The organism is Rhodococcus sp. T9N (assembly GCF_024436645.1).
Taxonomy (GTDB): Bacteria; Actinomycetota; Actinomycetes; order Mycobacteriales; family Mycobacteriaceae; genus Rhodococcus_F; species Rhodococcus_F qingshengii.
The window spans coordinates 48,452-74,189 of sequence record NZ_JAMSKS010000023.1 but is presented as its reverse complement, the minus strand read 5'-3'; the positions used below and the strand labels follow the sequence as shown (position 1 = coordinate 74,189).

The 25,738-nt window shown below is 60.4% G+C and carries 18 protein-coding genes and 6 pseudogenes; 8 read left to right on the top strand and 16 right to left on the bottom strand.

Going from position 1 to position 25,738, the window contains the following annotated elements:
• Positions 1-102 precede the first annotated feature (102 nt).
• The 4 genes and pseudogenes from M1L53_RS27995 to M1L53_RS27980 form a co-directional block, all read right to left on the bottom strand.
• The gene (locus M1L53_RS27995) at positions 103-351 is read right to left on the bottom strand and encodes a hypothetical protein (protein ID WP_261949378.1); all 249 of its coding nucleotides are present in this window, start codon (positions 349-351) and stop codon (positions 103-105) included.
• A gap of 710 nt (positions 352-1,061) precedes the next feature.
• Positions 1,062-2,017: pseudogene (locus M1L53_RS27990) on the bottom strand (DoxX family membrane protein).
• A 487-nt stretch (positions 2,018-2,504) separates the two neighbouring features.
• Entirely contained in the window at positions 2,505-2,762 is a 258-nt protein-coding gene (locus M1L53_RS27985) for a DUF3618 domain-containing protein (protein ID WP_261949377.1), read from the bottom strand.
• Positions 2,759-4,267, bottom strand: coding sequence for a YhjD/YihY/BrkB family envelope integrity protein (locus tag M1L53_RS27980; protein WP_261949376.1), 1,509 nt, complete (start codon positions 4,265-4,267; stop codon positions 2,759-2,761). The genes M1L53_RS27985 and M1L53_RS27980 overlap by 4 nt, the downstream gene beginning before the upstream one ends.
• A 379-nt stretch (positions 4,268-4,646) precedes the next feature.
• On the opposite strand from M1L53_RS27980, the gene M1L53_RS27975 reads away from it, so the two are divergent.
• From M1L53_RS27975 to M1L53_RS27960, 4 genes are read left to right on the top strand one after another with little or no spacing between them, the layout of a single operon-like run.
• Positions 4,647-5,699, top strand: coding sequence for a glycosyltransferase family 1 protein (locus tag M1L53_RS27975; RefSeq protein WP_261949375.1), 1,053 nt, complete (start codon positions 4,647-4,649; stop codon positions 5,697-5,699).
• A complete protein-coding gene (locus M1L53_RS27970) occupies positions 5,696-6,793 on the top strand; it encodes a glycosyltransferase (protein ID WP_261949374.1) in 1,098 nt (365 codons plus the stop codon). Before M1L53_RS27975 ends, M1L53_RS27970 begins: the two co-directional genes overlap by 4 nt.
• Positions 6,790-7,797 carry a glycosyltransferase gene (locus M1L53_RS27965; protein ID WP_261949373.1) on the top strand — a complete coding sequence of 336 codons (1,008 nt, stop codon included), beginning with the start codon at positions 6,790-6,792 and terminating at the stop codon, positions 7,795-7,797. The genes M1L53_RS27970 and M1L53_RS27965 overlap by 4 nt, the downstream gene beginning before the upstream one ends.
• Positions 7,794-8,627 (top strand): glycosyltransferase family 2 protein, encoded by an 834-nt coding sequence (locus M1L53_RS27960; RefSeq protein ID WP_261949372.1) that lies wholly within the window; start codon positions 7,794-7,796, stop codon positions 8,625-8,627. Before M1L53_RS27965 ends, M1L53_RS27960 begins: the two co-directional genes overlap by 4 nt.
• A gap of 310 nt (positions 8,628-8,937) precedes the next feature.
• Here the strand turns inward: M1L53_RS27960 and M1L53_RS27955 are convergent, their stop codons facing one another.
• Positions 8,938-9,231, bottom strand: a complete 294-nt coding sequence (locus M1L53_RS27955; protein WP_261949371.1) for a hypothetical protein — start codon at positions 9,229-9,231, stop codon at positions 8,938-8,940.
• A 234-nt stretch (positions 9,232-9,465) separates the two neighbouring features.
• Here M1L53_RS27955 and M1L53_RS27950 point away from each other — a divergent pair, with 234 nt between their 5' ends.
• Together M1L53_RS27950 and M1L53_RS27945 are read left to right on the top strand one after the other, a co-directional pair.
• On the top strand, positions 9,466-10,620 hold the full coding sequence (locus M1L53_RS27950) for an NAD(P)/FAD-dependent oxidoreductase (protein ID WP_261949370.1): 1,155 nt from the start codon (positions 9,466-9,468) through the stop codon (positions 10,618-10,620).
• A 376-nt stretch (positions 10,621-10,996) separates the two neighbouring features.
• Positions 10,997-12,172, top strand: coding sequence for a glutamate--cysteine ligase (locus M1L53_RS27945; RefSeq protein ID WP_261949369.1), 1,176 nt, complete (start codon positions 10,997-10,999; stop codon positions 12,170-12,172).
• Positions 12,173-12,953: 781 nt separating this feature from the next.
• On the opposite strand, the gene M1L53_RS27940 is transcribed toward M1L53_RS27945, so the two are convergent.
• From M1L53_RS27940 to M1L53_RS27895, 10 genes and pseudogenes are all read right to left on the bottom strand, one after another.
• A complete protein-coding gene (locus M1L53_RS27940; protein ID WP_261949368.1) occupies positions 12,954-14,339 on the bottom strand; it encodes a cytochrome P450 in 1,386 nt (461 codons plus the stop codon).
• Positions 14,340-14,822: 483 nt separating this feature from the next.
• Positions 14,823-15,829 (bottom strand): annotated as a pseudogene (locus M1L53_RS27935) (DNA topoisomerase IB).
• 309 nt (positions 15,830-16,138) lie between these two features.
• Entirely contained in the window at positions 16,139-17,911 is a 1,773-nt protein-coding gene (locus M1L53_RS27930; protein WP_261949367.1) for a thiamine pyrophosphate-requiring protein, read from the bottom strand.
• 49 nt (positions 17,912-17,960) lie between these two features.
• A complete protein-coding gene (locus tag M1L53_RS27925) occupies positions 17,961-18,878 on the bottom strand; it encodes an SDR family oxidoreductase (RefSeq protein WP_261949366.1) in 918 nt (305 codons plus the stop codon).
• Positions 18,879-19,125: 247 nt separating this feature from the next.
• The gene (locus M1L53_RS27920; RefSeq protein WP_261949365.1) at positions 19,126-19,380 is read right to left on the bottom strand and encodes a hypothetical protein; all 255 of its coding nucleotides are present in this window, start codon (positions 19,378-19,380) and stop codon (positions 19,126-19,128) included.
• Between the two features lie 49 nt (positions 19,381-19,429).
• A pseudogene (locus tag M1L53_RS27915) lies at positions 19,430-19,987 on the bottom strand (SDR family NAD(P)-dependent oxidoreductase); the annotation flags it as partial.
• 298 nt (positions 19,988-20,285) lie between these two features.
• On the bottom strand, positions 20,286-20,441 hold the full coding sequence (locus M1L53_RS34820; RefSeq protein ID WP_315974186.1) for a hypothetical protein: 156 nt from the start codon (positions 20,439-20,441) through the stop codon (positions 20,286-20,288).
• Positions 20,442-21,106: 665 nt separating this feature from the next.
• On the bottom strand, positions 21,107-21,715 hold the full coding sequence (locus M1L53_RS27905) for a flavodoxin family protein (RefSeq protein ID WP_261949364.1): 609 nt from the start codon (positions 21,713-21,715) through the stop codon (positions 21,107-21,109).
• Positions 21,716-22,515: 800 nt separating this feature from the next.
• Positions 22,516-22,811: pseudogene (locus tag M1L53_RS27900) on the bottom strand (alkane 1-monooxygenase); the annotation flags it as partial.
• A 74-nt stretch (positions 22,812-22,885) separates the two neighbouring features.
• Complete coding sequence (locus M1L53_RS27895; protein ID WP_261949398.1) at positions 22,886-23,425, bottom strand: IS3 family transposase; 540 nt, start codon at positions 23,423-23,425, stop codon at positions 22,886-22,888.
• Between M1L53_RS27895 and M1L53_RS34930 the strand changes: the two are divergent.
• Both M1L53_RS34930 and M1L53_RS27885 read left to right on the top strand, forming a co-directional pair.
• Positions 23,386-23,511: pseudogene (locus M1L53_RS34930) on the top strand (transposase); the annotation flags it as partial. The gene M1L53_RS27895 and the pseudogene M1L53_RS34930 overlap by 40 nt on opposite strands.
• 18 nt (positions 23,512-23,529) lie before the next feature.
• On the top strand, positions 23,530-24,945 hold the full coding sequence (locus M1L53_RS27885) for an IS30 family transposase (protein ID WP_029538673.1): 1,416 nt from the start codon (positions 23,530-23,532) through the stop codon (positions 24,943-24,945).
• A gap of 34 nt (positions 24,946-24,979) precedes the next feature.
• Here the strand turns inward: M1L53_RS27885 and M1L53_RS27880 are convergent.
• A pseudogene (locus M1L53_RS27880) lies at positions 24,980-25,670 on the bottom strand (IS3 family transposase); the annotation flags it as partial.
• Between the last annotated feature and the right edge of the window lie 68 nt (positions 25,671-25,738).

The following is a 25,738-nucleotide window of genomic DNA, read 5'->3' as shown; positions in this document are numbered from 1 at the left end:
AGCTCCCGCATCGGAACAGCAGAGGGCTTACCGCGGAACAACGAAGCAGTGGTGCAGCTGAGTTCTAGCAGGGCTGACTGTTCGTCGGTCAGTTTTGCTGGCTCATTCCTCAGGGACCAGAACGCCTTCGTTCGCGAAAACCAGTCTTCCGTCATCGAGTGCGACCGCCCAGCGATGCACTTGCGCCCAGTCTCTGCCGATAGCGTCCGAATCCAGGACCAACTCTGCATAGTCCTCGACCACTCGACCTGTACACCTGACATTCCCAGCGTTACTCGAATCAGCAACCGTGATCTCTACCCGAGAACCGATCTCGGGTACATACCCTTGATTTCCAGTTTGGTCGGTCATAGGTCGATTCTGTCAGATTTTGCACCGACATCCTCGAAGCACCAACTAACGGTACGAAGCGTAGGACTATCGCGCCGATGAATCTGGCGTCCAACAACACTGCGCAGCAATCGCTTTTGCGATCGCCGAGTCCCGACCGCGAACCGCCGTTCGAGACGCGTCGGTCAACCCACAGTGCTCCGCAGCGGTTACCTATGCGGCCGGCCCGGCCCATGGCCAGGACTCGCAGCTCGAGCTGGAGGACATCGTCCCCCACGCCTCCACCTTGCCTGGGACTGCCATCAGGGCGATATGTGTTGACGAACAGCACTCGACCAGAGGGGACTTCGTCGAGACGAGATTCGGGAGTTGCCAACGCTTCGGTGGGTTCAGAAGTGCCGCGCTGACATCTAATCGATCAGAAGAACAAGACTAAACGCAAACGTCGCCAGGCCCGAACACTTCGTTCGTACGGCCCGGGCGTGCCACTCTGACGAGTCCGAACACACCGCGATATGTCGACCTCGTGCGACCTCGACGGCTCTGAACTGAACCGCCGAGGCCCGGTGCCAATCGCCCGCATCCATGGGTTCGGCACCCCTGCACAGCTACCCAATATCGATTTTTTCAATCTATTCGATCAGGGGTGCAAGCGCCGCCACGCCAATCCCACAGTCGCCCAAGCTGGTACCGCTGCCGGGTGCTTACGCGCCTGGAAGGTTCGGCCGCGCTCAGCGCGTCAATTCGTCCTTCTTGGCGCGAGCCTTTTCGAGCGCCTTCTCGGCGCGCTTTCGGGCACGCTTACCCAGCACCTCGGTCTGCTCCGACGCCGTTTCGGCCCACTCGTTGCTCTTTTCGAGCGCGAGTTCGGCGAACTCGGAGCTGCGCTTGCTCGCCAGCTCTGCCAGTTCGGCGCTGCGCTCGCGTGCGGTCTCGGCCAGTTCGGAGCCGCGCTTCTGCGCGACTTCGAGGATGTCCGGGCCGCGTTCTTTGGCGACCTCTCCGAATTCCGCGGCACGCTTGCTCGCGATCTCCGCGAACTCGGAGCTGCGCTCCTTGGCGAGTTCGAGCCAATCCGTGCCGTGCGCCTTCGCGGTTTCGGCAAGTTCGGAACCGCGTTCGGACGCCACCGACAGAGCGTGTTCGACGCGATCGCTCGTGTGATCGGTCTGCGATGCGACCAACGGAAGTGCCGCGGCGATAGACGCCTGAGCCTTCTTCGCGGCGCGGCGGCCACGCCAGCCGAGCGACGGCTTGCCCTCGGTGTCGACGGACGCGATCATCAGTCCGCCGAGCAGGCTGACGTTCTTGATGAAGTTGGTCCGCTGCATCGCTCGCAGTGACGGATCGGTTTCGTTCCAGAAGTCGTGACCGGCAAGCGTGGTCGGTACCAGGCTCCCCGCGAGGACCAACGACGCGAGACGTGGCGCCTTGCGGTGGCCAACAGCGCGCCACCACCGATCTGGACGGCGGCGTTGATCTTGACGAGCGTTTCCGGATCGGCGGGTAGTTTTTGCGCGACGGCGACCGGTATGTTTTCGGTGACCGAGTTGGGCAATGTTTCGACGGATTTGTCGATCAGCGGCGAAGCTTTGGCTGCGCGCTGACCAGGATTGCGCAGAGCATCGATTCCCTCGGCGATGAAGATCGCAGAAAGCAGTGGACGAGCAATTCGACGTACCAGCATGTTTCAAGTCTCCCGACGTAGGTTCGTTTGTCGATTGTGGTGAGCGCGCCGGGTCCGAAGGCGCGCTGCAGTGGCCGCGATTGAGGGTGCTGAGAAGAAAGCTACCGGTACCGGTCGGGCTTTTCTTCTCTTCTGCTCTCTTTATGGCCGGTAATTGGTGTTCATCGAAAGGTTGGGTGCAAGAAGCCCCTGCACAGGTTGCTGAGGTCGCGCCGAAGGATGATCAGGCGGGAAATGTTCTCCGTCTGTGTTTTTCAACGGATGGCGAACTCGACAACTACTGCCACACGCTCCCACGCGCCGCAAACAGGAAACCTGTGCCCGTTTTAATGGGTAGCGGTAACCGCGCAGAGTGATCTCCCGGGCCGTCGGCAGCAAGACGATGATCGTCTCCCCGTCTACGAGATGTTTCGCCGTGCTATGTTCGCCGCGGGTACCCTACATCTGTTCGGCATCGGCAGAACTCACTTGGCGATGCATCGGAAGTTCATGCGCCGCTGCTGGAGCGAGCGCGGAGTTTACGACGCGCGACCACGACTCCCAAGATCAACGCGGAGCCCAGTACGACGGCAACCATGGCTGGACGTTCCCGTAGCCGTTCAGCGGTGGCCGCAAACTGACTCTTCAATCGAGTTGGCACATCGGCTTTTTCGGCGAGAGCGTTGATCGTGACCGCGAGGCTCTCGCGTTGGGCTTGGATGTCCTGCTCGCCGTTGTCGGCCGATCTTTCGGACGCGGTGCTCATTGTAGGCCTTTCTTGGCAGTGGCAATATCGCTCTTGACGCTCTCTGCCGTCCGTTCAGGGAGCGGAGGGGCGGCGTTCTTTGTCTGCTTGGCTCCAAAGAACGTGGTGATAGCGCCCAGGAGGAGCACGCTGGCCGCTACGATCAGTGCAGCTACCCACGGTGCGAGGACTGTCGATAAACCGATAACCGCCGCCGCCAAAAGTATTCCGATCCCGTACAGCAGAAGCAGAGCTCCTGCGCCGGAAATACCCACGCCCACACCGAGACGCGTGCTCTTCGACTTGATTTCGGCGACTGCGTGCGACATTTCGGTCCGGACAAGCCCGGTCATTTGTTCGGTGAGTCGTTCGACGAGCTGAACTGTCGATAAGGTGTGCGGATCCGCTGATCCAGACTGTGGAAGTGGCTCACCGGTAGCGGCGTGGGCTGATCCGCTAATGGAATCCTCTGTCATCGTCGAGTTCCCTTCTTCTGGGCCGTTACCGCCGTGGTTCTCTCGCAGTTCACGGCCAGCTTCGATGTCCTGTGCATGCTGGCGGGCGTTCTTTTCCGACACGCTGGTGTCCCGCGGAGGGAGACGGAGAAATTCCTCGGCTTCGATCCCTGCCTGTAGTTGACGTCCACGCTCGAGTTCTGCGTCGACCTCCGCCCCGAACAGCAGCGCGAGATTGGTAATCCACAGCCAGAGCAGAAAGATAACCGCTCCGGCCAACGAACCGTATGTCTTGTTGTAGCTGCCGAAATTACTTACGTAGAAAGCAAATCCGACAGAAGCCACGATCCACACGACGATCGCGAGCCCTGCGCCGACACTGATCCAACGAAATTTCGGCTGCTGCACATTGGGGGTTACGTAGTAGAGAACCGCCACAGCCAGCGTCACACAAATCAAAATGATGGGCCATTTCGCAATGTTCCAGGTCGTCACGACGCCGCCGCCGACGCCCAGTTGGTCGCCCAAAGCTTTCGTCACAGGGCCACTGATGACGAGCATCAAAATTACGGCCGCCACCAGTAACAGACCTGCGAACGTGACAGCGAGTTGGAGGGGGCGAAGTTTCCAGACGGGCCGGCCCTCGTCGACCTCGTACATGCGGTTCATCGCACGTCCGAATGCGCCGACGTATCCTGAGGCCGACCAGAGCGCACCGGCCAATCCAACGAGTAAGGCGAACCCCGCAGTAGGAGCCTCGACCAATTGTTCGACGGTACCGCGCATCGTTTCCACAGCAGAATCTGGTCCTATGGCGGCGATCAACTCCATCACGGTGTCCACGCTTGCACGTCCTTGTCCGATCACTCCCAGCAGCGAGACAAGGGCCAAGAGCGCCGGAAAAAGCGAAAGCACAGCATAATAGGTGAGAGCGGCAGCCAGATCTGTGCACTGATCACGGCTGAACTCGCGCGCTGAGCGGCGCGCTACAAACTTCCATGATTGGGCGGTGAGGTCGGTCGGGTCCGAGAGCTTTCCGGGGTCGTCGGCGTCAACCGCGTCTAGTGCCATGCCCGCACCCCTACCCCAGGCATCGGAGTCTCAAACTCGCGCGAGTTCGACTTGCGCGCACGCGATGCCCCCGAAAGGCGACCCCACCAAAACCGGCGGGCGGTGCAGATAGAGAACCTATGGCGATGAGCTACGGTTGGGTTTGGTTGAGATCCCAGCCAGGTAGCGAGCCACTTCACGTCTTCGACACGGGTCCTTCATTTGCGGGCAGAAATTCTCTCGCTGGGCGGATCACACAAGTACGCGTTCGACATCCCTGCGGCCGTCCCAGGCTTCGTCGGAACCGTGTAACACTCCCAAAGTCGAGTGACCCTCGCGCACCAGCTGCGTTCGACCCCAGCCGACGTCTCCATAAATTGTTGCAGAGGAGGGAATTACCATGATTCGAATCGCTTCAGTGCCCGCATCACACGTCTACGTGCGCCATTTGGCAGACCCAGTTGCGATCGACCCCGTAATTCGTCTGCCTGATCCCGTTCCCGCCGACGGGCGCAAAATTCCTGGCGGCTGGTGGCCGCCGGTCATGCTCGATCCGAGGTGGATTGCGGCCCACCACAGGGAATTCGACGCCTTTCACATTCATTTCGGATTCGACGCCATCGAGCCTGCCACGATGAGCGACATTCTTCACGAATTGAAAACACACAACATCCCGTTGGTGTATTCGATTCACGACCTGAGGAACCCGCACCACCCTGAGCCGGGTGCTCATCGGGAGGTGCTCGACATACTGGTACCGGCCGCAGATGAATTGATCACCCTCACACCGGGCGCCGCGAAGTACGTCACAAGGGAGTGGAACCGCGCCTGCACGGTGCTGCCTCACCCTCACGTCGTCGAGGAAGAGATGTTCGACCTCCCCCGTGTTGAATCTTCGAATTTCACATTCGGTGTACATGTGAAAAGCCTTCGCCCCAATATGGATCCGTTCCCTGTACTCGATACAGCGTCGGAGTCGATCAGATCTCTACCCGGGGCCCGCTTGCAAATCAATGTTCACAACGAGATCTTCGATCCTGACAATCATTGGTACGCACCACAAGCAGCTTCACGCTTGACTGAATATGCGAAACGTCCAGGTGTTGACGTCAGGATCCATCAATACTTCTCTGACGCCGAATTGTGGGAGTATTTGATGGGCCTTTCGGTATCGATACTTCCGTATCGCTTCGGGACCCATTCGGGGTGGCTGGAAGCGTGCCACGATCTGGGAACTGCTGTCATCGTACCGAGCTGTGGGTACTATGCCGAGCAGCAGGATTGCCAAGTTTACGGGTTCGACGAGCACCACTTCGACGCTGCCTCTTTGGATTTCGCAGTGCGGCGGGCGTACGCCGAGCAGGCTGAACGGGCCACCTGGGAGCGCCGTGCCAAACAACGCGTATTGCTCTCAGAAGCCCACCACATCATCTATGAACGGGCGATCGCATGAGACCGTTGCGGGTCGCTCTCATCGCTTCGAGTCGACATCCTGTCGGCGAGCCGTTTCCTGGCGGTTTGGAAGCGCATGTCTGGCAACTGACGCGCGCCCTGAAAAGGGACGGCCATGATGTGACTCTTTTCGCTGGCCCAGGATCCGACCCTGATCTTGCTTGCGGCGTGATAGACGTGCGTCCCGCCCCGACAAGTAGCGCGGCGCGCGAGGACATTTCAATGCCGCCCGAGCGGTTCATGAACGAACACCACGCCTACCTCGATTTGATGTTGCGCCTTTCTGGCGAGCTGGCCGGGCGGTTCGACCTCGTGCACAATCACAGCCTCCATTACCTTCCGGTGGCAATGGCCCCGATGCTGCCCACTCCCCTGCTCACGACCCTGCACACACCACCAACACCCTGGCTCGAGTCGGCGATGGCTGCGAGCGGGCAACGTGGCCGGTTTGCGGCCGTGAGCCAGCACACCGCAAACTCCTGGGAGCACGCGACAGGGCCTTTGACTGTTGTCCACAACGGGGTGGACACGGAGTGTTGGTCACCGGGTTCTGGGGGCGATCGCCTGATCTGGTTCGGTCGGATTGTGCCGGAGAAGGGAGCACACCAGGCGATCGCCGCCGCGCGCATAGCCCGCATGCCGTTGGTGTTGGCGGGTCCGATCAGCGATCACCGATACTTCTCGGAAATGATCGAACCGCACCTCGACGACACTGTCCGCTACCTCGGGCATCTTCCAACGAGTGAGTTGTCCTCCGCGGTAGGCAGTTCGGTTGCGGCATTAGTTACTCCGCTGTGGGATGAGCCGTATGGCCTCGTGGTTGCGGAAGCATTGGCCTGCGGGACCCCTGTCGTTGCCTTCGAAAAAGGCGGTATTCCCGAGATTCTCACCCCCGCCTGCGGTCGTTTGGTATCCGCTGGCGATGTAGAAGCGATGGCCACCGCAATCGTCGAGACTATCGGTTTGTCTCGTTCCGACGTCCGAGCACACGCTGTCATGCATTGCTCACACCGCCGCATGGTCGATCGCTACGTGGAGCTTTATCGCGAATTAGTCAGCACTGCACAGTTTTTCCCGATGGGAGCAGTGCAATGATCGGCTACTACATTCATCACCACGGGAAGGGACACCTCACACGCGCATCGACTATAGCCGCGCGCATCGGCCTTCCCGTAACCGCACTCACCAGCATGGATGTTCCATCCGATCTGCCATTCGCTGACCATGTGCAACTCGAAATGGATACCTCGGGCTCCAACAATCACAACCCGACAGCCCATGGAGCGTTCCATTGGGCGCCGACACACCAACCCGGCCTACGTTCACGAATGACGCGCATCGCCGAATGGATATCCGACGCCCGCCCCCAGGCGCTGGTTGTCGACGTCTCCGCCGAAGTCGCCGTCTTTGCACGACTGATGGGAGTACCGGTAGTAGTGGTCGCGATGCCTGGAGCGCGCGACGACGATGCACACCAACTGGTATACAAAATCGCCGACCATATCATCGCAGCCTGGCCGCAAGAAATCTACGATCCGGACTGGCTGCGCGACTTCCACCGCAAGACAACCTACGTAGGTGGAATCAGCCGCTTCGACGGCAGGCAGCGCGTCACAGACCTCGGAGGAGGTGATCCCCGGCCGCAGGTACTCGTGATGAGCGGCGCCGGGGGTTCGCACATCTCGAGAGAGAACATCCAATCCTGTGCTTCGCAGCACGATTCATTCCGATGGAAGGCCTTGGGAGTCGGCGGCGAGGGCTGGCTGGCGGACCCATGGAACGAATTGTGCAGCAGCGACATTATCGTTACTCACGCCGGACAAAACGCAGTTGCCGATATCGCAACAGCTCAGCGTCCAGCGATCGTCGTGGCCGAGGAACGGCCGTTCGACGAACAAGCCGCGACGGCGCGGGCTCTCTCAGAGCACCAACTGTGCCTTTCTCTTCTCACATGGCCGGCCACGGACCAGTGGCCAACGCTGATCGAGGAGGCGAAAGCAATTGGCGTCCACCGTTGGTCGAAGTGGAGGACAGCGGGCGCTGCAGATCGCGCCGCAGCAATCATACGAATGGTCTCCGAGCGAGGACCCCGCCCATGAAGTTGGCGGTCGTCACCATCGTCAAAGACCGCACTCGACACCTGCGCGCGCATCTCGCCGGACTACGGCGAAGCCACCTTCGCCCCGACCAGCATGTAGTCGTAACCATGGGCGATGCTGATGTGGAAATGGTTGTGCAGGAGGAACAGAGCTCTGCCGTGGTCGTCGAACTCGAGTATCGACACGGACCCCTCCCGCTCGCTCATGCCCGCAATGTCGGCGCAGCTCGCGCTCTTGCACTCGGGGCCGAGGCGCTGGTGTTCTTGGATGTCGACTGTATCGCCTCCCCACAACTTCTCGGGAAGTATCGCGACGCAATCATGACCACGCACGCGGAACCCATACTGTGGTGCGGGCCCGTGACCTACTTACCGGCTCCCGTAGATGGCTTCGCTGCGCTGGATATGCTTGCGCTTCTCCGCAATCCCCATCGAGCGAGACCGGACCCGAAGGACGGGCAGCTCGCGAACGAGGAGAACTACGATTTGTTCTGGTCACTCTCATTCGCGGTCTCGGTACCGACCTGGCGTTCGTTACCCGGATTCTGTGAGGAATACATCGGATACGGGGGTGAGGACACCGATTTCGCGTGTGCGGCACACGACCGCGGTGTCGGATTGCGGTGGATCGGCGGCGCGGACGCCTACCATCAGTTTCATCCTGTGTCCGATCCGCCAATCGAACATCTGCACGACATTCTCGCCAATGCCTACGTGTTCTATAGGCGTTGGGGACGGTGGCCAATGGAAGGCTGGCTTCGATCGTTCGAAAAGATGAACCTCCTCGATTTCGATCGGTCGTCAGGACGGTGGGTGCGGAGCCGCCGTTAAGGAAACCGAGATACTGCCCGGCCTGTTTCGTCGCGCTGAAAAGTAGGGCCGTCAGGCGATGCTGCTGCCCTGAGGACGCGCTCGTGTCCGCTGAAGCTGTGTCCAAGCCTTAGAAACGTCTCAATCCAGCGCGCTCAAGGATTCTGGGCCGATCGCACGGATGCCGTCCGGAGAATTAAAGAAATGCACCGAGGAGCTAGTCCTAGGAAAGCTGAGGGTCGAACTCATCGACCTCCGAACAACCCCTGAATCCGGCCCCGCGCCGTCCACACGTGCTCAGCATATTCCTTCGTCTGCGGACCGCGCGCTATCAATGGCCTTCTTGATCGAACAGGTCTTCGCCTTCGAGTCGTTTGATTCGACGGCGTTCCGCCAAGACCACCAGAACCCCGGCGACGAAGGACAACACGCAGACCGATCCGGCGATCACCGCCCACCCGCGAAACCCGTAACCCGCCGCTACTAAGGTAAATCCGAGTGTCGCCAACCCCAGTCCGATCAGCAGGTAGCCTGGGTAGTTCCGCCCGTCTGTGATCGCTTCGCCCACGTGCGATCGATTCGTACGGTCGTCATCGACGGGGAGACCTTCGTCCTTGTCGCTCACAGCACATCACGTCCAGAGATCATGTCGACGGGCCGTCCTTTTCACTCGACGCCCTTCCGTTCACCGCCCACATACCCGAGGCACGCACCACTGAAACTATCTTCCTACGGGCGTATGCACTCCGCTGGATCCCACGAGCGACCTCTCGGATGAATCTGCCGTCTTGCCTGGACGATGTTGCGCCGGCGCAATGCGTTCGGTGTTTCCGAAAGTGCATCGGGGTAGTCCCGCTTCATGAGTAACACAGGGATCGTGATCGTAGGTAGTGGGCCAGCCGCCATCTCCGCAGCAGAGTCCTATCGACGCGCCGGCGGTACTTCTCCAGTCACGATCGTGACTGCCGATAGTCACCTCCCCTATCTTCGTCCGCCGTTGAGTAAGGACTTCCTCAGAGGTGACGTATGCGCGTCGGCGATCGAACTACACACACAAAAGTGGTTCACTGATCTCGGCATCGAACTGATACGCGACGATAGTGTCGTTTCGATCGACACCGGCGCTCAGCGTGCCACCACCCGCACCGGGAACAGTATCCCGTTCCTCCGCCTGATCTTGGCCACAGGCGCGGAGCCGAAACCGCTTGCCGTTACGGGTGGTCGCAGAGCATTTTCCCTGCGATCTCTCAGCGAGGCACAGAGCCTGCGAGATGCCGCCGCCGCGGCCGACTCAGCAGTTGTCGTAGGCGCCGGCTTCATCGGCTGTGAAGCCGCAGCTTCCCTCGCGCTCAGAGGAATCGCGACCACTCTCGTTTCCCCCGACGAGGTACCCCAACACAGCCGCCTGGGAAGTGCTGTTGGAGAACGTATTACCGGGATTCTTGAGGAGGCGGGCGTGCACTACGTGGGGGGCGTCAAAGTCTCCGCTGTACACGAAGAAACTGTGCAGCTGGACAATGGCGTTTCCATTGCCACCGATATGGTCCTCGCCGCGACGGGCGTGGCACCGAGAACGGCTCTGGCAACCGACTCCGGGATCCGTCTGGTCACCGACCGAATCGCAGTCGACGAGCACATGTGTACATCCATAGAGAATGTGTATGCGGCAGGCGATGTCGCGTTCGCAGTGAACCGTAAAGCAGGGCGTCGCATTATGATTGAGCACTGGCAGGACGCGATCACGCAGGGCGAGATCGCGGGTACGAACGCTGCTGGCGGAGCGCAGTCGTGGGATGCGGTGCCAGGGTTCTGGACGACTATCGGCGACCGCACCCTGAAGTACGCCGCATGGGGCGACGGCTACGCTCGTGCGCGTCTGGTGGAGAGGGGAACTGGGTTCTCAGTCTGGTACGAAACCAACGGTATCGCAGTCGGTGTGTTGACTTTAGACGCAGACGACGACTACGCGGAAGGGCAGAACCGCATTCGAGCGGGTGCAGCGCTTCCTCTCTGATTGTGCATACGTTGCGGTTCACTGAAGCCATCCTGTCTCGCGGTGCTTCGCCGAGATTCACATTCAGGTAGATGAGGAGGTCATGAGGGAACCAGTGGCGAGCCACGCGGTGGATGGTTCGACGTGGCGCGAGCGCCGACGGTGCCGACTCAGACAATCGCAGGCGCGGACGGTGACGGCAAACTCCCGGCGGCCGCCCGTGGGAGCAGAGGCGCGGACTCTCTTGCCCGGGCACCGCACGAGGCTTGAGCGGTGCATCTCTGCAGAGCTTCGATGTTTGATCCGGCTCTTGCGCGGGAAGGTCATTCTTCCCACGATTCGCCGCGCCGGCAGGACACGGGTACGCGACGAAATCCCCGGCAGCGGAGGAATTTCCATGACAGATCTCACTTCCAACCTGTTATCGACCGGCACACCGACGCTGGGTGTGGAAGAGGAATTCTTACTCTGCGATCCCCGCACGGGGCGACCTAGTCTGCGCAGTAGCGAGGTTGGGGCCGCTGGCCACGTACTCGGTGTCTCCCTTCAACGCGAGCTTTCCCGTTGCCAGGTGGAAACGTCCACGTCGATAGGGGCCCACATCCGCGACCTTCGTGATCAACTGTGCGAATCGCGTGCTGCCACCGCTGCTGCTGCCGCAGGATCAGGCTGTCAACTCCTGGCCGTCGGGACAGCGTTCTACGACCCACCGCCCGGCTCCATCACCCCGACATCGCGGTATCAGCGTATGGCGGGCCAGTACGGAGCACTCGCCAGTGGGGTGACCTGTGGTTGTCATGTCCATGTCGGAGTCGAGGACCGCGAACGCGCCGTTCAGATCATCAATCACCTACGCCCCTGGTTGCCCACGCTCTTGGCGTTGACCGCGAATTCCCCCATCAGCGCCGGTGTTGATACCGGCTATGCAAGCTGGCGGCACATCCTCTTCGGAAGATGGCCAAGCTCGGGTCCGCCTCCTTACTTCGAGTCCGCTCGACACTACGAGGACGTTGTGGGAACGATGTTGGAGACGGGAGTCATCCTCGATCCTCATATGGTCTATTGGGACGTACGCCTGTCAGATCACCTTCCTACGGTCGAGATTCGGATCAGCGACGTGCCTGCGACTGTGGAGGAGACGATGACACTCGCCACGCTGGTGCATGCCTTGGTTGTCATGGCAACCAAGGCGATCATCAGCGGCGAGTCGGCCCCAAGTGTTGACCAGGACCTACTCCGTGCCGCATGCTGGCGGGCGGCTCGTGACGGTCTCGACGGCAAGGCACTCGATGTGAGGTCCGTCCGTCTCGTGACCGCTTCCCAGGCAGTTCGTCGCCTGGTGCACCATGTTGCCCCTGCCCTCACGGCTCTGGGAGAACTCGACGCTGTCGCGGCCTCCGTGGACAGAATCTTCGCCTGCGGGAACGGCGCGATCGTGCAACGTCGCGAGCTTGCGCGGCGTGGCAGAGTCTCCGACGTAATCGACCTGTGTGCCCGGCGTACCTTCGAAGGATGCACACACCCAAGGGACGTCAGCTTCTCCTCTCACCCCGGTGACCCCGTCTGTCCGTGAACCTCCAATCAGTGATCAGTTAGTTCGACTGTCCCTAGGTCCCACGGATGACACAGACGTGCGTTTTTGCTTGCCATGCGCCGCGTGACAGGCAGATCTGCCGATCACCGATTCCCGGTTAGGGAGCAAACGCCCGACGGAAGCCTTACCAGGCGCCCTAGGACAGGGGCCGCACAGGATCTGGCTGGCAAGCAGCGCTCGACGCGGCACCCGCCACGAGCGCAAGGACGGCGGCGTGAAGTGGGAGCTACAGCAAAGAAGTAGTCTTCGCCACGTTCGCGAAGATGAGAACACGTCGGCCGCAAGGATTGCTGTGATCTTCCGAGCGTTAAAATCGCCTGTTGGGAGATGATTCCGGAGCGGATGGTCCGAAGGTTTCCGCTGCCTCTCTAGGTGTGTTGCCTGGAGAAACCCCTCTGCTGGTCCGTGTCGAGTATGCCGGCTAGATCAGAACGTGGGGTCGCGAGATTTCTTCCGAGTGGTGAGGTTCAGACCCGTTGGCAGATCGCCATACCTGGCTCTGGGACGCCGGGTTGCACCCCCGTACATGAGATGGACTGGAACTGACGCCGACGCTCGAAAACAGTGTCTTCGCTCCGAGGCCAGGGCCTAGCGCCCCCGGTAATCCGCTACCGCGTCCCAGGCACACGGCGAGCTAAGTTTGCCCGGATCGAGCCGTGTGCTGAGCCTCGACCCTTTTCTCTACCTGCGCCAATCGTTGCCGGGCAATACAAAGAGAGTACCGCCAGGGCTGAATCTCGATTGCGCGCTGCCAATTAACTCACGGGTTCGTCATCTCGTGTTGCGGTGTGGCTCGGAAATGCAAGCTGTAGTGGTTCAATGTCGCCGGCACCGCGGAAGTGGGTTCGATGATGGGCGTTGACTCCAGCGAGAAATCGTTGCCACGCAACAGGTTTGCCAATGCAGTCGTAGCGATGAAGAGAACCAGATTCTGACCTGGGCACACCGCCGGCCCCCCACTGAACGGCATGAACGCTTGAGTCTCTGCCCGGCCGTCGAGCCACGCTTCCGGTGTGAACGTGTCGGCGAACGGAACATTGTCAGGGTCGCGGTGGAATGCTGCGGTCAAGATCATGAATGCGCTGTCGGCCGGGATTTCGGCGTCTCCCTCTGTGCTCGGCCATTTCGTGGGTGCTGTGGAGTCGCGCAAAATCACCGGGGTGGTCGGCCACAGTCGCGCAGACTCGAGAATGCAGGCACGCAAATACGAGTACTGCGCCGGCTGGTGAGCGTCTGCAGCGGAGATTTCTTCGAGCGCCCGACGTCGGTGTTGCGGATGCGTGGCCAAGAGCGCGAGTGCGCGGATTGTGACGATGCCGGCTGCGTCGAACGCAAACAGCCAATGCGGCACTTGCCCGATCGCGTCGACGATCGACTCCGCTGGCGTTTGATTCACGATTGCGATCAGGCTGGTCGGTTCTGCAATTGCAGCGTAACGGTACAGATTTTCTACGAACTTCTCTCGTAGCCGCCGACGGTGGGGAAGCAGATAGGACCAGTTGCCTTGCGACCGCAGTGCCCACAGTTGATCGGTGACGGAGTTGTCCTCTCGAGCTGATTCTCCGAGGACCAGTGTGCGGACCATGTTCCACCAGGCGGGAAGGAAGCTGTCTGCATCGAGAAATCCGCGGGTCGTGACGAGAGCGTTGAGTTGTTCCATTTCGGAGAGAACCGTCTCGGTCATGGGGCCCGCGAGATGATGCAAGGGCTGGCTGGTTTCGAGTACTGTTTCGTTGAATTCCCGGCGGGAGGTGCGAATGAGGCCGCGCGAGACGAGAACTCCGTGCGGTTGGAAGGTGCTCAACGCCGCCACTTTCTCTCGGTTGGCGGGCGTGAACGGGGCGGGAGTTTCAGTAAGGACCCGAATGGCGTCCTTGCTGTCGAGGATCACGACCACCCGGCGTCCTGGCAGCTTGAGCAGCAGCGGACCATGTCCGAACTCGCGGCGAAGTTCGGATACCAGTTCGGGTGTCGTGGCATCTGCTTGTGCTTTCTCCAGCAATGGCAAGGTAGACCGCCGCCGGGCGATAGCGCCTGCAAGCACTGACGGGCCGGCCAGTTGTGTGAGAAGGCGGACGGCTCGTCGTCCCTTTATCGTGGGGATCTGCGTGGACAGCGGTACGGACGGGTCTGTACTGAGTGTCATGTTCAGTTCCTACCCGTTGCACAGAGTGCCAAACTCCCACGTACACCAGATTTCTCACTCTGGGAGTCACTCTCCCATCTGTGCAGGTGTATCGCTGCAGTATGAACGAGCTCGGTAAGGCTACAGAATGCCTGCCTAATCTATACCCGGTCACTTTTCGTCCTCCAGGGTGAGAATTCGGTTCGACTAGTTCGCGCTATCCGTCGTGTACGAGCATGAGTGATCGGCTGGGGTCGATGTGAGCGTGGTCGTCGTCTAGGTCGGTCATCGGGTCAGGAACGGCCGTTCTTTGCGGGTGGGCGCAGGGATCTAGGGTGTCTTGTCCGAAGTACCCGCCTGGATCGGCCGGGGGGCTGCTGGCCGCTGCGGGAAGATCGGATGCGGTCACGGCCCGCGACGTGCACCCGATGTCGACGGTGGACCGACTGGTACTGGCTCACACGCCGCGGGCCGCTCATCTGAGCTACCCCGCGCCGTCGGCTGTCAATCGCGATGCCTCTTGATAAGGCGAATAACCGCCCGTTCCAATGTAAGCCGAGCCTCTTCGGGTTCGACGATTAGCGCCGCGCGGCGGACTGCTGGTGCGATGGTATCGCCGCGGCGTACGCCTCGACGACTCGTGGGTCGAACTACGACTTGCGGGCGATAGCGGGCGTGTTACCCAAGTCCTTCGATACTTCCCGCACACTTCGGAAATGGCGTGTGAGCGCGCTCTTTTCGTGTGAGGCCGTTCTTGGTCTACGAACGCCACGGCCGCCAATACTGTGGCGTTCCAGGCCCTCAGATCCTTTACCGAGTACCGCTGTCCTACCAGGGCTTTGAATCGGGCGTTCACCTCGTCGGAGGTAATGGATCGTAGTTCGTCAGCGGTCCGGTACACCAGAAGACGTTCTGAGGAATGGCGGTTTCGCCGTAGGGCTCGCAAAGCGTTGGCGAGGTCCGCGTCTGTGACTGTGGTAGTCCTGCGAATCCCCCTTTGCGGGAAAGTCGAAAGCTATGGTGTCTTTGGAAATTCGGACGTGTTCACGCAGCAACGTTGCGACTCCATACGTGCCGTTGTCTTCCGCGTACTTCTCCCCGCCGACTCGGAAAACCCCGCGATCGAGGAGCCTGAGTGCGACAGCCGCCGCCCGTTTCTGGCTTATGCCTCGGCTGCGCAGGTCTTTGTCGACTTCCGCTCGAAATTTTGGCATGCGCGCCCCCAAACGAAGAGCCCTATCGTGTTTTTCTCGGTCCCGCTCCGAGCGCCATTGCTCGTGATAGATGTACTGCTTACGGCCAGCTGCGTCCAGTCCGACGGCCTGTATGTGACCGTTGGAGTAGGGACAGATCCACACTGATTGCCACGCCGGAGGGATCGCAAGCCTGCGGATACGAGTTCGCGTCGAGTCGTCGACGGGTGCGCCGTCGGACTCGATGTACGAATATCCCCGCCCCCGACGGGTTCTGGCTATCCCGCGGGAGTCGGGCGTGGTGTGCCGAAGTCTCATATCCTTTTCCCACCGAGCTAGGAGTCGTCCGCTGCCGCTGTGGCCCCACCGGAAAGTTGTTCTGGCCTGTCACTACCCACTGCCCGTGCGCCCATTCGGGATACAGCGGCACAGTGGTCCGAGCCTCTGTATCAGGGTGTCTCGAATGAGCACATTGCAATCTGTCACATACTGCGGCGACTCGATCAATATCGGATCTAAACCGTTCAGTTCGTATGGTTGATCGCTCTCGGATGGCCGCGGTACGGCAGCCGTTTAGGTGGCGAACTGTCGATGCCGGCTTCTTTTCGCGGGATTCAGCGTGTTCTCCTACCTCGGATGCTTGTCTTCTTGTTCGCGTTGCTCATCCAAGGCGTGTACAGCGTTGTCGGCTTCTTCTCGACGGAGCGCGTCGCGCATCGTGTGCCACTTCTCAAGTGAGGCGCGGGGGGGAAGCAGCGGAATGTCTCGATCGACGATTGCCTCGATCACGACGGGTTTCTCAGCAGTGAGCGCATCCCTCCATGCTTGGTCGATATCCTCGTTTTTGTCGAGGCGAACGCCTCCGAGACCGAGAAGCCGTGCGTATTCGGCAAAAGGGAAAAGCGGTACCTGCTGTGAGGGCGGAAATCGGGAGTCCCCTTCCATTTCCCTTTGTTCCCAGGAGACTTCAGCGAGGTCCTGGTTGTTGAGCACGAGAACCACGAACCGGGGGTCCTCCCACTTCCGCCAGTGATGTGCCACGGTGATCAGCTCGGAATTACCGTTCATCTGCATAGCACCATCGCCTGCGAGGGCAATGATCGGCCGGCGCGGGTCGGCGAACTTGGCCGCCAACCCGTAGGGTATGGCTGATCCCATCGACGCCAAAGTGCTCGACAAATGTGCCGGAACCCCCTGAGGTAGCTGTAAGAAACGGGCGTACCAGTACACAACGGACCCGACGTCGACAGCCACTTGCGCATTCTCGGGGATGTGTGACGATAGCCCCGCCACGACGGCTTGGGGATCCAGTGACGTTGTGCGTGAGGCGAGTCGCTCCGCGGAGATGCGCTTCCATGCACTGACCATCGAATCGACCTCGTGCCGCCATGAAGTGTTGTTGCGGCGAAGCCTGGGCAGCAGCATACGGAGCGTCTCTGCTGCGTCGCCCGCGAGTGGTGCTTCGACGGGATATTTGGATCCGAGATTTCGCGTTTCGATGTCGATCTGGACGGCGCGTGCCTGCCCGACAGCTGGGTAGAATTCGGTCCAGGGGTCGTTACTGCCCACGATGAGCAATGTGTCGCATTCGCGCATGAGATCGGCTGAAGCAGTGGTCCCCAGATGTCCCATGACGCCGCATGCCCAGCGAGATGACTCGTCCACGACCGGCTTTCCCAGCAACGACGTCGTGATGCCAGCACCCAGAACCTCTGCTATCTCCGCGATTTCGGCGCGCGCTCCGGCGGCGCCTTGACCGACCAGCAGCGCGATCCGCTCGCCGTCGTTGAGGAGTTCAGCAGCGCGGTCGAGATCCGCCTCACGTGGGATAACCCGTGGAAAAGCTATTGCGGGAGAGCTAGGAATTATTCCGTGTCCGGATGGTTCGTCCGTCAATTCGGCTTGCTGCACATCGTGAGGGACGATCACGCAGGTCGGACTGGAAGTAGCCACCGCGGTGCGGAAAGCGTTGTCCAGCACTGCTTCCACCTGCTCGGATGTAGTCAGTGTCTGCGAATACTGAGCGCACACGTCCTTGAACAGAGTGGGCAAATCGATTTCCTGCTGATAGCTGCTTCCGCGGGCGGTGCTCATGACCTGCCCGACAATCGCCACGACGGGCTTGCGGTCGAGTTTTGCGTCGTACAAACCGTTGAGGAGGTGGACCGCACCCGGGCCTTGCGTCGCAAGACATACGCCGACTCCGCCTGTGTATTTGGCGTGACCGGACGCCATGAACGCCGCCATTTCCTCATGACGTGCAGTGACGAGCTCCATGCGTTCGCCGGCGCGTGCCACTGCAGCCAGAAGTGGGTCGATGCCATCACCCGCGTACCCGTAGATTCGCCGGACTCCCCACGCTTGGAGTCTGTCGACGATTCCGTCGGCGACATTTGTCATGGCCTCTCCTGTCTTTCGGTTGACGGCCGGGGCTCAGTGCGACAGCGCGTCAAGGGGTGGGCATACCGCCGTTCACGTGAACAGTTGCCCCGACCACGTAACTGGACTCTGGCGAAGCCAGGAAAACGTAGGCAGGGGCCAGTTCGGTTGGCTGGCCGGCGCGCCCTAGCGGCGTGCTGTGCCCGAATTCCGGGAGCTCCTCCGGCGGTTGCCCGCTACTGGGCTGAAGAGGTGTCCAAATCGGGCCCGGTGCAACGGCATTGACGCGAATACCCCTGCTGGCGAGTTGGTGCCCGAGAGATTTTGTGAAGTTGTTGATTGCGGCTTTCGTGGACGCGTAGTCCACAAGTATGGGCGAGGGTTGGTAAGCCTCCACCGAAGTTGTGTTGATGATCGTCGATCCGGGCTGCATATGAGCAAGCGCCGCTCGCGATGTACGAAACATGGCGAGGATGTTCGTCTGAAATGTTTGCTCGACTTGGGAGTCTGTCAATTGCTCCAGGCTGTCGACAGCGACTTGTTTGCCTGCGTTGTTCACCAGAATATCGAGCCCGCCCAACTGTTCTGCGGCGAGATTGACGACCTCTCGGCAAAACGAGCCATCGGAGAGGTCCCCGGGGAGAGCAATCGCTTTCCGACCGCTCTCGGCGACGATGCGCAGCACTTCCTGTGCATCCCGTTCTTCGGCCGGCAAATAGGTGATCGCGACATCGGCGCCCTCCCGCGCAAAGGCAACGGCTACGGCTGCACCTATCCCGGAATCACCCCCTGTCACAAGCGCTTTCCGGCGCCCAAGACGTCCGGTACCTGTGTAGGAGAATTCACCGATATCTGCAGACGGTGTCATCTTCGCGGCAAGTCCAGGTTCGTCCTGGCGTTGAGGTGGTGGTTCGATGGACGGGTATCGAGTGACCGGGTTCTGGAACTCGAGTTGATCGATTCGAGTGGTGTCGGCATCTTCTGACACGTTCGGCCCTTTCTGTCGGTGAACTCTCCTCCGGCTACCCACCGGCCGGGGGAATACACCTCGTAGCCGAGACTGCCTCGCTCAGCAATAGCCGCGTGGTTACGGGGCTACTTTTGTTGGACACGGCGAGCGCGCGGCCGAACAAGTGTTCCCAGGGGCGCCTGCGGTGCCGACGAGGCCCGAACAGGTTTTCGAGTTCCCGCGGCGGGGTTTTGCGGCCAGCCGGTGGGCAGCGGTTCTGACGGGGTCAGGGATGAAGGCGGCGACGATTGCGAGCATTTTGGACATCGGCGATGCTGCAACTACTCGGCGCCGGCCCTTCATCAGTGCCGAGTAGCCCTGGCGGGCGACCTCGGCAGGATCTTTTCGATCGCGCCATTGCGGTGTCGTCCATATGTGCCCGATGAAAGAAATTGGTCTGAGTCGGGCCGGGCATCAGTGATGTCACTGTGATTGCGCTGTCGTGCAACTCGCTTTGCAGTGCTTGAGCAAACGACTGCACGGACGATTTGGAAGGATTGTAAAGCCGTCTGGTACGGCCCGGACGTCAATGACGCCACTGAGGAGGTGAAACGGATGCGTCCGTGGCCGTGAGTTGGCATCTCCTCAAGGACAATTTTCGTGAGGTGGATGGCGCGCACGTTCGTGTCGATCACCGCCAAGGTGTCTTGAAGAGGTGTATCGACGAAGGTGCCTCCCCTGCCGATACCGGCGTTGAGAACGGCTACGGAGAGGGGACGGCTATCACTGGTGATGGCGTCGGATGTGTTCTGGATGCCGATCTCTGTCCGCAGATCGGCCTGGATCGACGCACCGAAAGGTCTTGGTTTTTCTGATTGTCGGCCGCGGAGAAAATCTCCTGATCGTCCGCGACGATGACCAGGTCGTAGCCGTCTGCAGCGAGCAACTCGGCGAATCGAAAACCCATACCGCTCGATGCGCCTGTCACGAGCGCCAACGGAGGGACGGTCGTCAGGGGGGCCTCCCTTCGGGATCTGTTTGGCGACATGGTCGCTGGCCAGTGTCGGGCCATCGCGTCTCGGGTCCGGAGATGGTCGGGACGCGTTGGGGGTATCGGGCGACTGAGGAGTACAACATGACGGCACCATGCATTTCCGCCGGAGTGAGATACTTTCCCTTCGCCGTGCCTTCTCACACATCTGATCGTCATTGCCAGGACTCGCCCGGGGCGGTGCCGTTCGGCACACGCAAATGCGGGTGCAGTGTCTGATTCCACCCCTGAAGGGCTTCGATCAGGCGGACGCTTCATCGCGCACCACGCGAGCAGGTGCTGTTGTCGGCAAGCATCGACGACCAATCCAGCAATCTCGACATATAGGCGCCGCCTGTGAACCGACCGCTAAGGGCGAAAGAGCGCGTCTCGTAGGCATCGAGGCCCTGGCCATGCTATGAGGAATCCGGATCCTGAAAACTCAGTTGAAACTGCGGTGGAGCGTGGGAGTTGTCTACTATGCAGAACGCGTTGCCCTCGGTGTCGAGCAGCACAATGAAGTCGGCATTCTCGGGGTACCACCAACGAGCACGGGTCGCTCCGAGGGAGATTAAGCGCTCAACCTCCCGAGCCTGAACATCGCCGGTCGCGCGCGTACAGATTTAGGTGCAGTCTGGGTTCAGCCTCAGGTTCGTTGTCGCTGCGCTGGATTGATAGCCGAGGCTCTCCGTGGGCGGTACACAGATTCGTGGATCCGTTGTCACCGTGTCGCGCGCTTGCAGTCAGATGCATTGCGCCGCACCAGTACTGCACGGTGCGGGGCACCTTACGCGCCCCAATGACGGTTGCCCCTAGTGCCAACGTGATCTCAATCTAACCCGTGCGCGGCCCTTTGTGGCACGGCCAAGACCGACCCGGGGATCGGAGCCGGACGGCGTGAGTGTTTCCATGCTCGGGGCTTCGTACCGAATGTCGATGTGCCGATGCATCCTGATGCCGTTCATTCGAGTAACAGGACGCCGGGTTTCCTGTCTCCGAACCTGCTGGTGCGCTGATATTCCCAGCTGTAACGGCAGGCGTGACCGAAGCGCAGTGCAGTGCACGCATCCGTGGGTTGGTTGCGGCCGGTTTTCCTCAGGACGAAGGTGTCAGGTGGCACTAGCGTGGCTGATTGCGACTGTCTGTGTGCTTGCTCGCAGAGTATTTTTCGTCTGCTTGCCGTGCTTGAGGTCCTAGTCTTGTATGCACGGCAATTGTGGTGCTGTCGAGTTCGGTCTTACCCGGCCGGGTAGGGCTGCGTCCGCAACATTCGCGCCAAGTGGGCGGCGTTGCGCGCAAGGGTGGCGTTGGTAGAAGCCACGGCATCGGGAACAGCGTCGAGGTCGTTGTAGTCGCCCGGGGTCATCGCTTCCCCGTTCCAGTAGGTGCACCCTTGTGCCGGGATGGTGAAACCGCAATCGTTGAGGGCTTGGAAGAGCGAGGCGACGATGGCGTGCGCCCCGTCTTCGTTGCCGACCACCGCAGCCACTGCCACTTTATCGAACAGGATTGGTCGTCCACTGTCGTCTGTTTCCGAGAGTTCGGCGTCGAGGCGTTCGAGAGCGCGTTTGGCGACGCTGGACATCTGCCCCATCCAAGTCGGTGTGGAGATCAAGAGAATGTCGACGGCCTGGATGCGCTTCCGAATCTGCGGCCATTGATCCCCGTTCCCCATGTCAGCGTCGACACCGGGCAGGATGTCGAAGTCGACCAAGCGGATCTTTTCTCCGTTCACGTCATGTCGGCGAAGTTCGGCGAGAACCTGTTCAGCGATAAGTTCGCTGCTGGACGGCGCAGGTGAAGGCTTGAGCGAACATGTCAGGGCGAGTGCAGTCAGTGAAGTCATGTTGGGCAGCTACCCGATATCCTCGTGTGCCACACCACTGCTGTCCGGTGACTTCGAGAGTGTTGATGTTTGAGGGGGCTGACCTTGATTTCCCACTAGTCGCGATGGCCTTTTTGTTGTCGTCGAACGCCACTTCCCGTGTGACGATGCCGAATTCCGCTGCAAATCCTGCTGGCCGATGCCGACTGGATGCTTTCCACTACGTACCCCCAGACATCTTCGTCTCGTGCCCAGCCAACTTGGGCCCGTAGACGGTTCTGCCGGTGTGGCAAGCGGAAGCCCGACACAAGGGGCGCAGCGAATCCCGGCCCAGTCGACAATATGACAAGAATGTGTCTCAGTGTCCGCGATGAGTCCGCGATCCTTTCGCCCGCTCTGCAGATCGTTTCCTGTTCTGCATTGCTGTGCCCCGTTTTCGGAAGTTGACTGGGGGGCGAGAATAGGTGACGCGTCCGAGGGCGTGTGATGGACGGACTGTCTCCTGGGCTGTTCGGAGACGGTTTCCTTACCCAGTCCTCGGAGCTTTCTGGCGGCCGAGAGGAGGTATCGCTCTGCTGCGGTGTAATCGGTGGTCGCAGTTCCGTTGTCGCCGTTGGCGCGGTTGAGGATTGCGAGGTAGCGGCGTCGGTAGAGATGTGCGTCAGGTTGGCTCAGCAGGAATTCCGTGGCCGCGATGACCTCCGGGCTCGGTGTGACAAGTGCGAGGGATCGGCGGTTCTGGCGTCCTGCCCTGACGTGCCCCTGAGGGCCGGGTGTTGTGTTCCTCTTCGCGTTACCAACACCGTCTGAAGGCGGCTCGTTCATCGGACGGTTGTCCTGGTATGCACGAGGGCGAAGTCTCCGCCGTAGTACTCCAAGACTCGGTGGTCCATGACCCGATGCCAAAGCGGCGGTATGGCTGCGCAGACGATCATCACCGCGTAGCCCGCTGGCAGCTGAGGCGCTGTCGGTGCGCTGCGCAGCGCTTGGTAACACAGGCGCGGATTCGCATGATGATCACTGTGTCGTTGTAGTTGGTACAAGAACAGGTTCGAGACCAGATGGTCACTGTTCCACTGTCTTCGGGTCGGACTTTAACGAAGCTTCCGTCCTCGCGGGGGACTGCCCCCATTTCGGTTGACTTGTGGGGTGGGACTGCCCCATTTCGGTTGACTTGTGGGGTTGATAGTTTCAGGCGGCGTATGTGGCCTGGTTGATTGTCTCAAACTCGATCGGCGTGAGCTTTCCGAGGCGCCGTTGCCGGCGCTTGCGATGGTACGTTTTCTCGATCCACGTCACGATCGCAATCCGCAGTTGTTCCTGTGTCGACCAGTGTTGCCGGTCGAGGACGTTCTTCTGCAGCAGTGAGAAGAACGATTCCATGGCAGCATTGTCACCGCATGCCCCGACCCTGCCCATAGAACCTTGTAAACCATTGTCGGACAATGCGTGAACGAACTTTCTCGACCGAAATTGACTGCCTCTATCGGAATGTACGATCGTCCCAGACGCGCCGCGAAGGGCGATGGCATTGGTCAGTGCCCTCACGGCCAGCGACGCTTTCATTCGCGAATCGATCGAATAGCCGACGATCTTGTTCGAATACACGTCCTTGATCGCGCACAGGTACAACTTGCCGGTACCAGCTTGGATTCCAGCAATCGTCGCAACACCTACTGAAAGGTGTTGCAATGGCTGGCAAAAAGTACACGGATCAGCAGAAGGAAGAATTCTTCCGATTACTCGACAGAGGTGGCACGGTCCGCGCCGCAGCGCGTGCAGTCGGCGTTCATGAAAACGCCGGCTACAACTGGTTACGGAAAACAGGGCTGACCATGGCGCGGGCCGCGCCGCGCACCTACCCCGCGGAACTCAAAGCTGAGTTCTTGCGGCTCGTTCGCGAGCGAGAAATCATCTCGACCGTCGCTCATGAGCTGGGGATTCACCGGCCAACAGCCTATGCATGGGCGCGGAAAGCAGGAATATCAACCAGCGAGGCACGCAAAGTCAACCCGCGGCGCGAAGAATTCCTGCGTCTGCGAGCGGCGGGACTCACGCGCGTAGAGGCCAGAGCTCGCGTCGGGGCCGATGCCCGATCGGCGACCGACTGGGACAAGGGCATCACGATCATCAACCGAGGTCGGGTCTATCCCGACGGCCGGGTGGTGCGGTACCCGGTAAAGAACAATGACGGTGTGCCAGAACGAAGAACCCGCGCGATCGGCGGAAGCGTCGACCTCAACGTCGTCGAGAAGATCATCCATCCCCGATACCTCAGCCTGCTCGAACGCGAGCAGTTGCAGGATCTACGGCGCGCAGGGTTGTCGATCCGGGCGATCGCGTCAGAAATGCGACGCGCACCGTCGACGATCAGCCGAGAACTCAAGCGCAACACCGTCTCGGTGAGGGGATATATGCCTCATACGGCGCATCGGCTGTCCGTGAAGCATCGGGCCCGGCCGCGGCAGGCGAAGCTGGTTGCCAATGCCGAGCTTCGTTCCTACGTCCAGGGGAAACTGGCGAAAAGGTGGTCGCCGCAACAGATCAGTCACCGATTGGTCAAGGACTTTCCGACCACTCCGCAGATGCGTGCGAGCACCGAGACGATTTATCAAGCGATCTACGTCCACGCCCGAGGCGAACTCACACGGGAACTCGGAAAGCAACTGCGCCGCGGTCGAATTGCACGCAAACCGCACAAGCAGCCCGATGCCCGCCGGCCGCGGTTCGTCGACCCGATGAACTCCATCAGCAATCGGCCGGCGGAGGTCGACTCGCGAAAAGTTCCAGGACATTGGGAAGGTGATCTCATCATCGGCGCGCTGGGTGGATCGGCGATCGCGACACTAGTCGAACGCTCCTCCCGCTTCGTGATGCTCGGCCACCTCGGCCGCGAGCGGACTGCCGAAGCCGTCCGAGACTCCCTCATCACCACCGTCCGTCACCTGCCCACATCACTGCGGGGAACACTGACCTGGGACCAAGGCGCCGAGATGGCCGAACACCGCGCGTTCACCGCCGCGACCAACTTCGACGTCTACTTCGCAGACGCGGGCGCTCCCTGGCAGCGCGGCAGCAACGAGAACACCAACGGTCTACTGCGCCAATACTTCCCGCGCGGAACCGACCTGGCAGTGCACAGCGTCGACAAACTCTTGGCCGTCGCGGAGGAGCTTAACGATCGACCCCGGAAATCACTCGACTGGGACACCCCTGCAGAGCGCCTGAGTGCTTTACTGGAAGTCTCGTAACCACGAGTGTTGCGACGATTGCTGGAATACAAGCAGTCTGGTGTTCGGTGATATCGGTGAGCCACAACTGGTTCGGCTTCTGTGCCGTGAACCTGCGGGCGACGAGATCGTCATGGACCGATGGACCCGATTTCCTGTTCAGTCCCTTCTTCTTCGTGAACACCGACCAGATCCGTTCCTGCGAACACAGCCGAGCGACCCGATTCTCGCTGGCGGTGATGCCTCGACCAGGTAATCGTCGGCGATAAATCGGTATCCGAAAGCCGGATCGTCAGCGTGAATGTCGTAGGCGGCGTTGATCAGATGCGCATCGTCCCAATCCCTTTGTGTCACAGGACCTTGGCGCAACTTGTAGAACGCTTGAGCGGAGAATCCGAGTACCCGGCAGGTCACCGTGACAGGAATTTCATCTACGGCGAGGTCGCGGACCAGCGGGTACATCATTTTGGGTTGACGTCCCGAGACAGGTAGGCGACCGCTCGACGCATCACTTCCGCTTCCTGCTCGAGCAGCCGAATTCGTTTCTTCGCTTCGCGCAGCTCGGCGGCTTCGTCCTTGGTCATTCCGGACCGGTTGCCGTCTTCGACGTCGGCTCTTTTGAGCCAGTTGTGCAACGTGGGTTCGGAGATCCCGAAATCTTTCGCGATCTGGTTCAGCGGTGCTTCGCGTTTGCGGGCAACCGCGACCACGTCGCGGCGGAACTCCTCGGGGAACGGCTTCGGCATAGCGGCATCCTTCCACTGTGAAGACACATCTTCACAGGTCAGATGTCAACCAAACCGGGGGCAGTCCC

Excerpts from the sequence above, each read along its gene's own strand:
- M1L53_RS27985 (WP_261949377.1), bottom strand. The coding sequence starts at position 2,762 with ATGAGCACCGCGTCCGAAAGATCGGCCGACAACGGCGAGCAGGACATC.
- M1L53_RS27995 (WP_261949378.1), bottom strand. The coding sequence starts at position 351 with ATGACCGACCAAACTGGAAATCAAGGGTATGTACCCGAGATCGGTTCT.
- M1L53_RS27980 (WP_261949376.1), bottom strand. The coding sequence starts at position 4,267 with ATGGCACTAGACGCGGTTGACGCCGACGACCCCGGAAAGCTCTCGGAC.
- M1L53_RS27970 (WP_261949374.1), top strand. The coding sequence starts at position 5,696 with ATGAGACCGTTGCGGGTCGCTCTCATCGCTTCGAGTCGACATCCTGTC.
- M1L53_RS27940 (WP_261949368.1), bottom strand. The coding sequence starts at position 14,339 with ATGACACTCAGTACAGACCCGTCCGTACCGCTGTCCACGCAGATCCCC.
- M1L53_RS27905 (WP_261949364.1), bottom strand. The coding sequence starts at position 21,715 with ATGACTTCACTGACTGCACTCGCCCTGACATGTTCGCTCAAGCCTTCA.
- M1L53_RS27950 (WP_261949370.1), top strand. The coding sequence starts at position 9,466 with ATGAGTAACACAGGGATCGTGATCGTAGGTAGTGGGCCAGCCGCCATC.
- M1L53_RS27930 (WP_261949367.1), bottom strand. The coding sequence starts at position 17,911 with ATGACAAATGTCGCCGACGGAATCGTCGACAGACTCCAAGCGTGGGGA.
- M1L53_RS27945 (WP_261949369.1), top strand. The coding sequence starts at position 10,997 with ATGACAGATCTCACTTCCAACCTGTTATCGACCGGCACACCGACGCTG.
- M1L53_RS27885 (WP_029538673.1), top strand. The coding sequence starts at position 23,530 with ATGGCGCGGGCCGCGCCGCGCACCTACCCCGCGGAACTCAAAGCTGAG.
- M1L53_RS27975 (WP_261949375.1), top strand. The coding sequence starts at position 4,647 with ATGATTCGAATCGCTTCAGTGCCCGCATCACACGTCTACGTGCGCCAT.
- M1L53_RS27960 (WP_261949372.1), top strand. The coding sequence starts at position 7,794 with ATGAAGTTGGCGGTCGTCACCATCGTCAAAGACCGCACTCGACACCTG.
- M1L53_RS27965 (WP_261949373.1), top strand. The coding sequence starts at position 6,790 with ATGATCGGCTACTACATTCATCACCACGGGAAGGGACACCTCACACGC.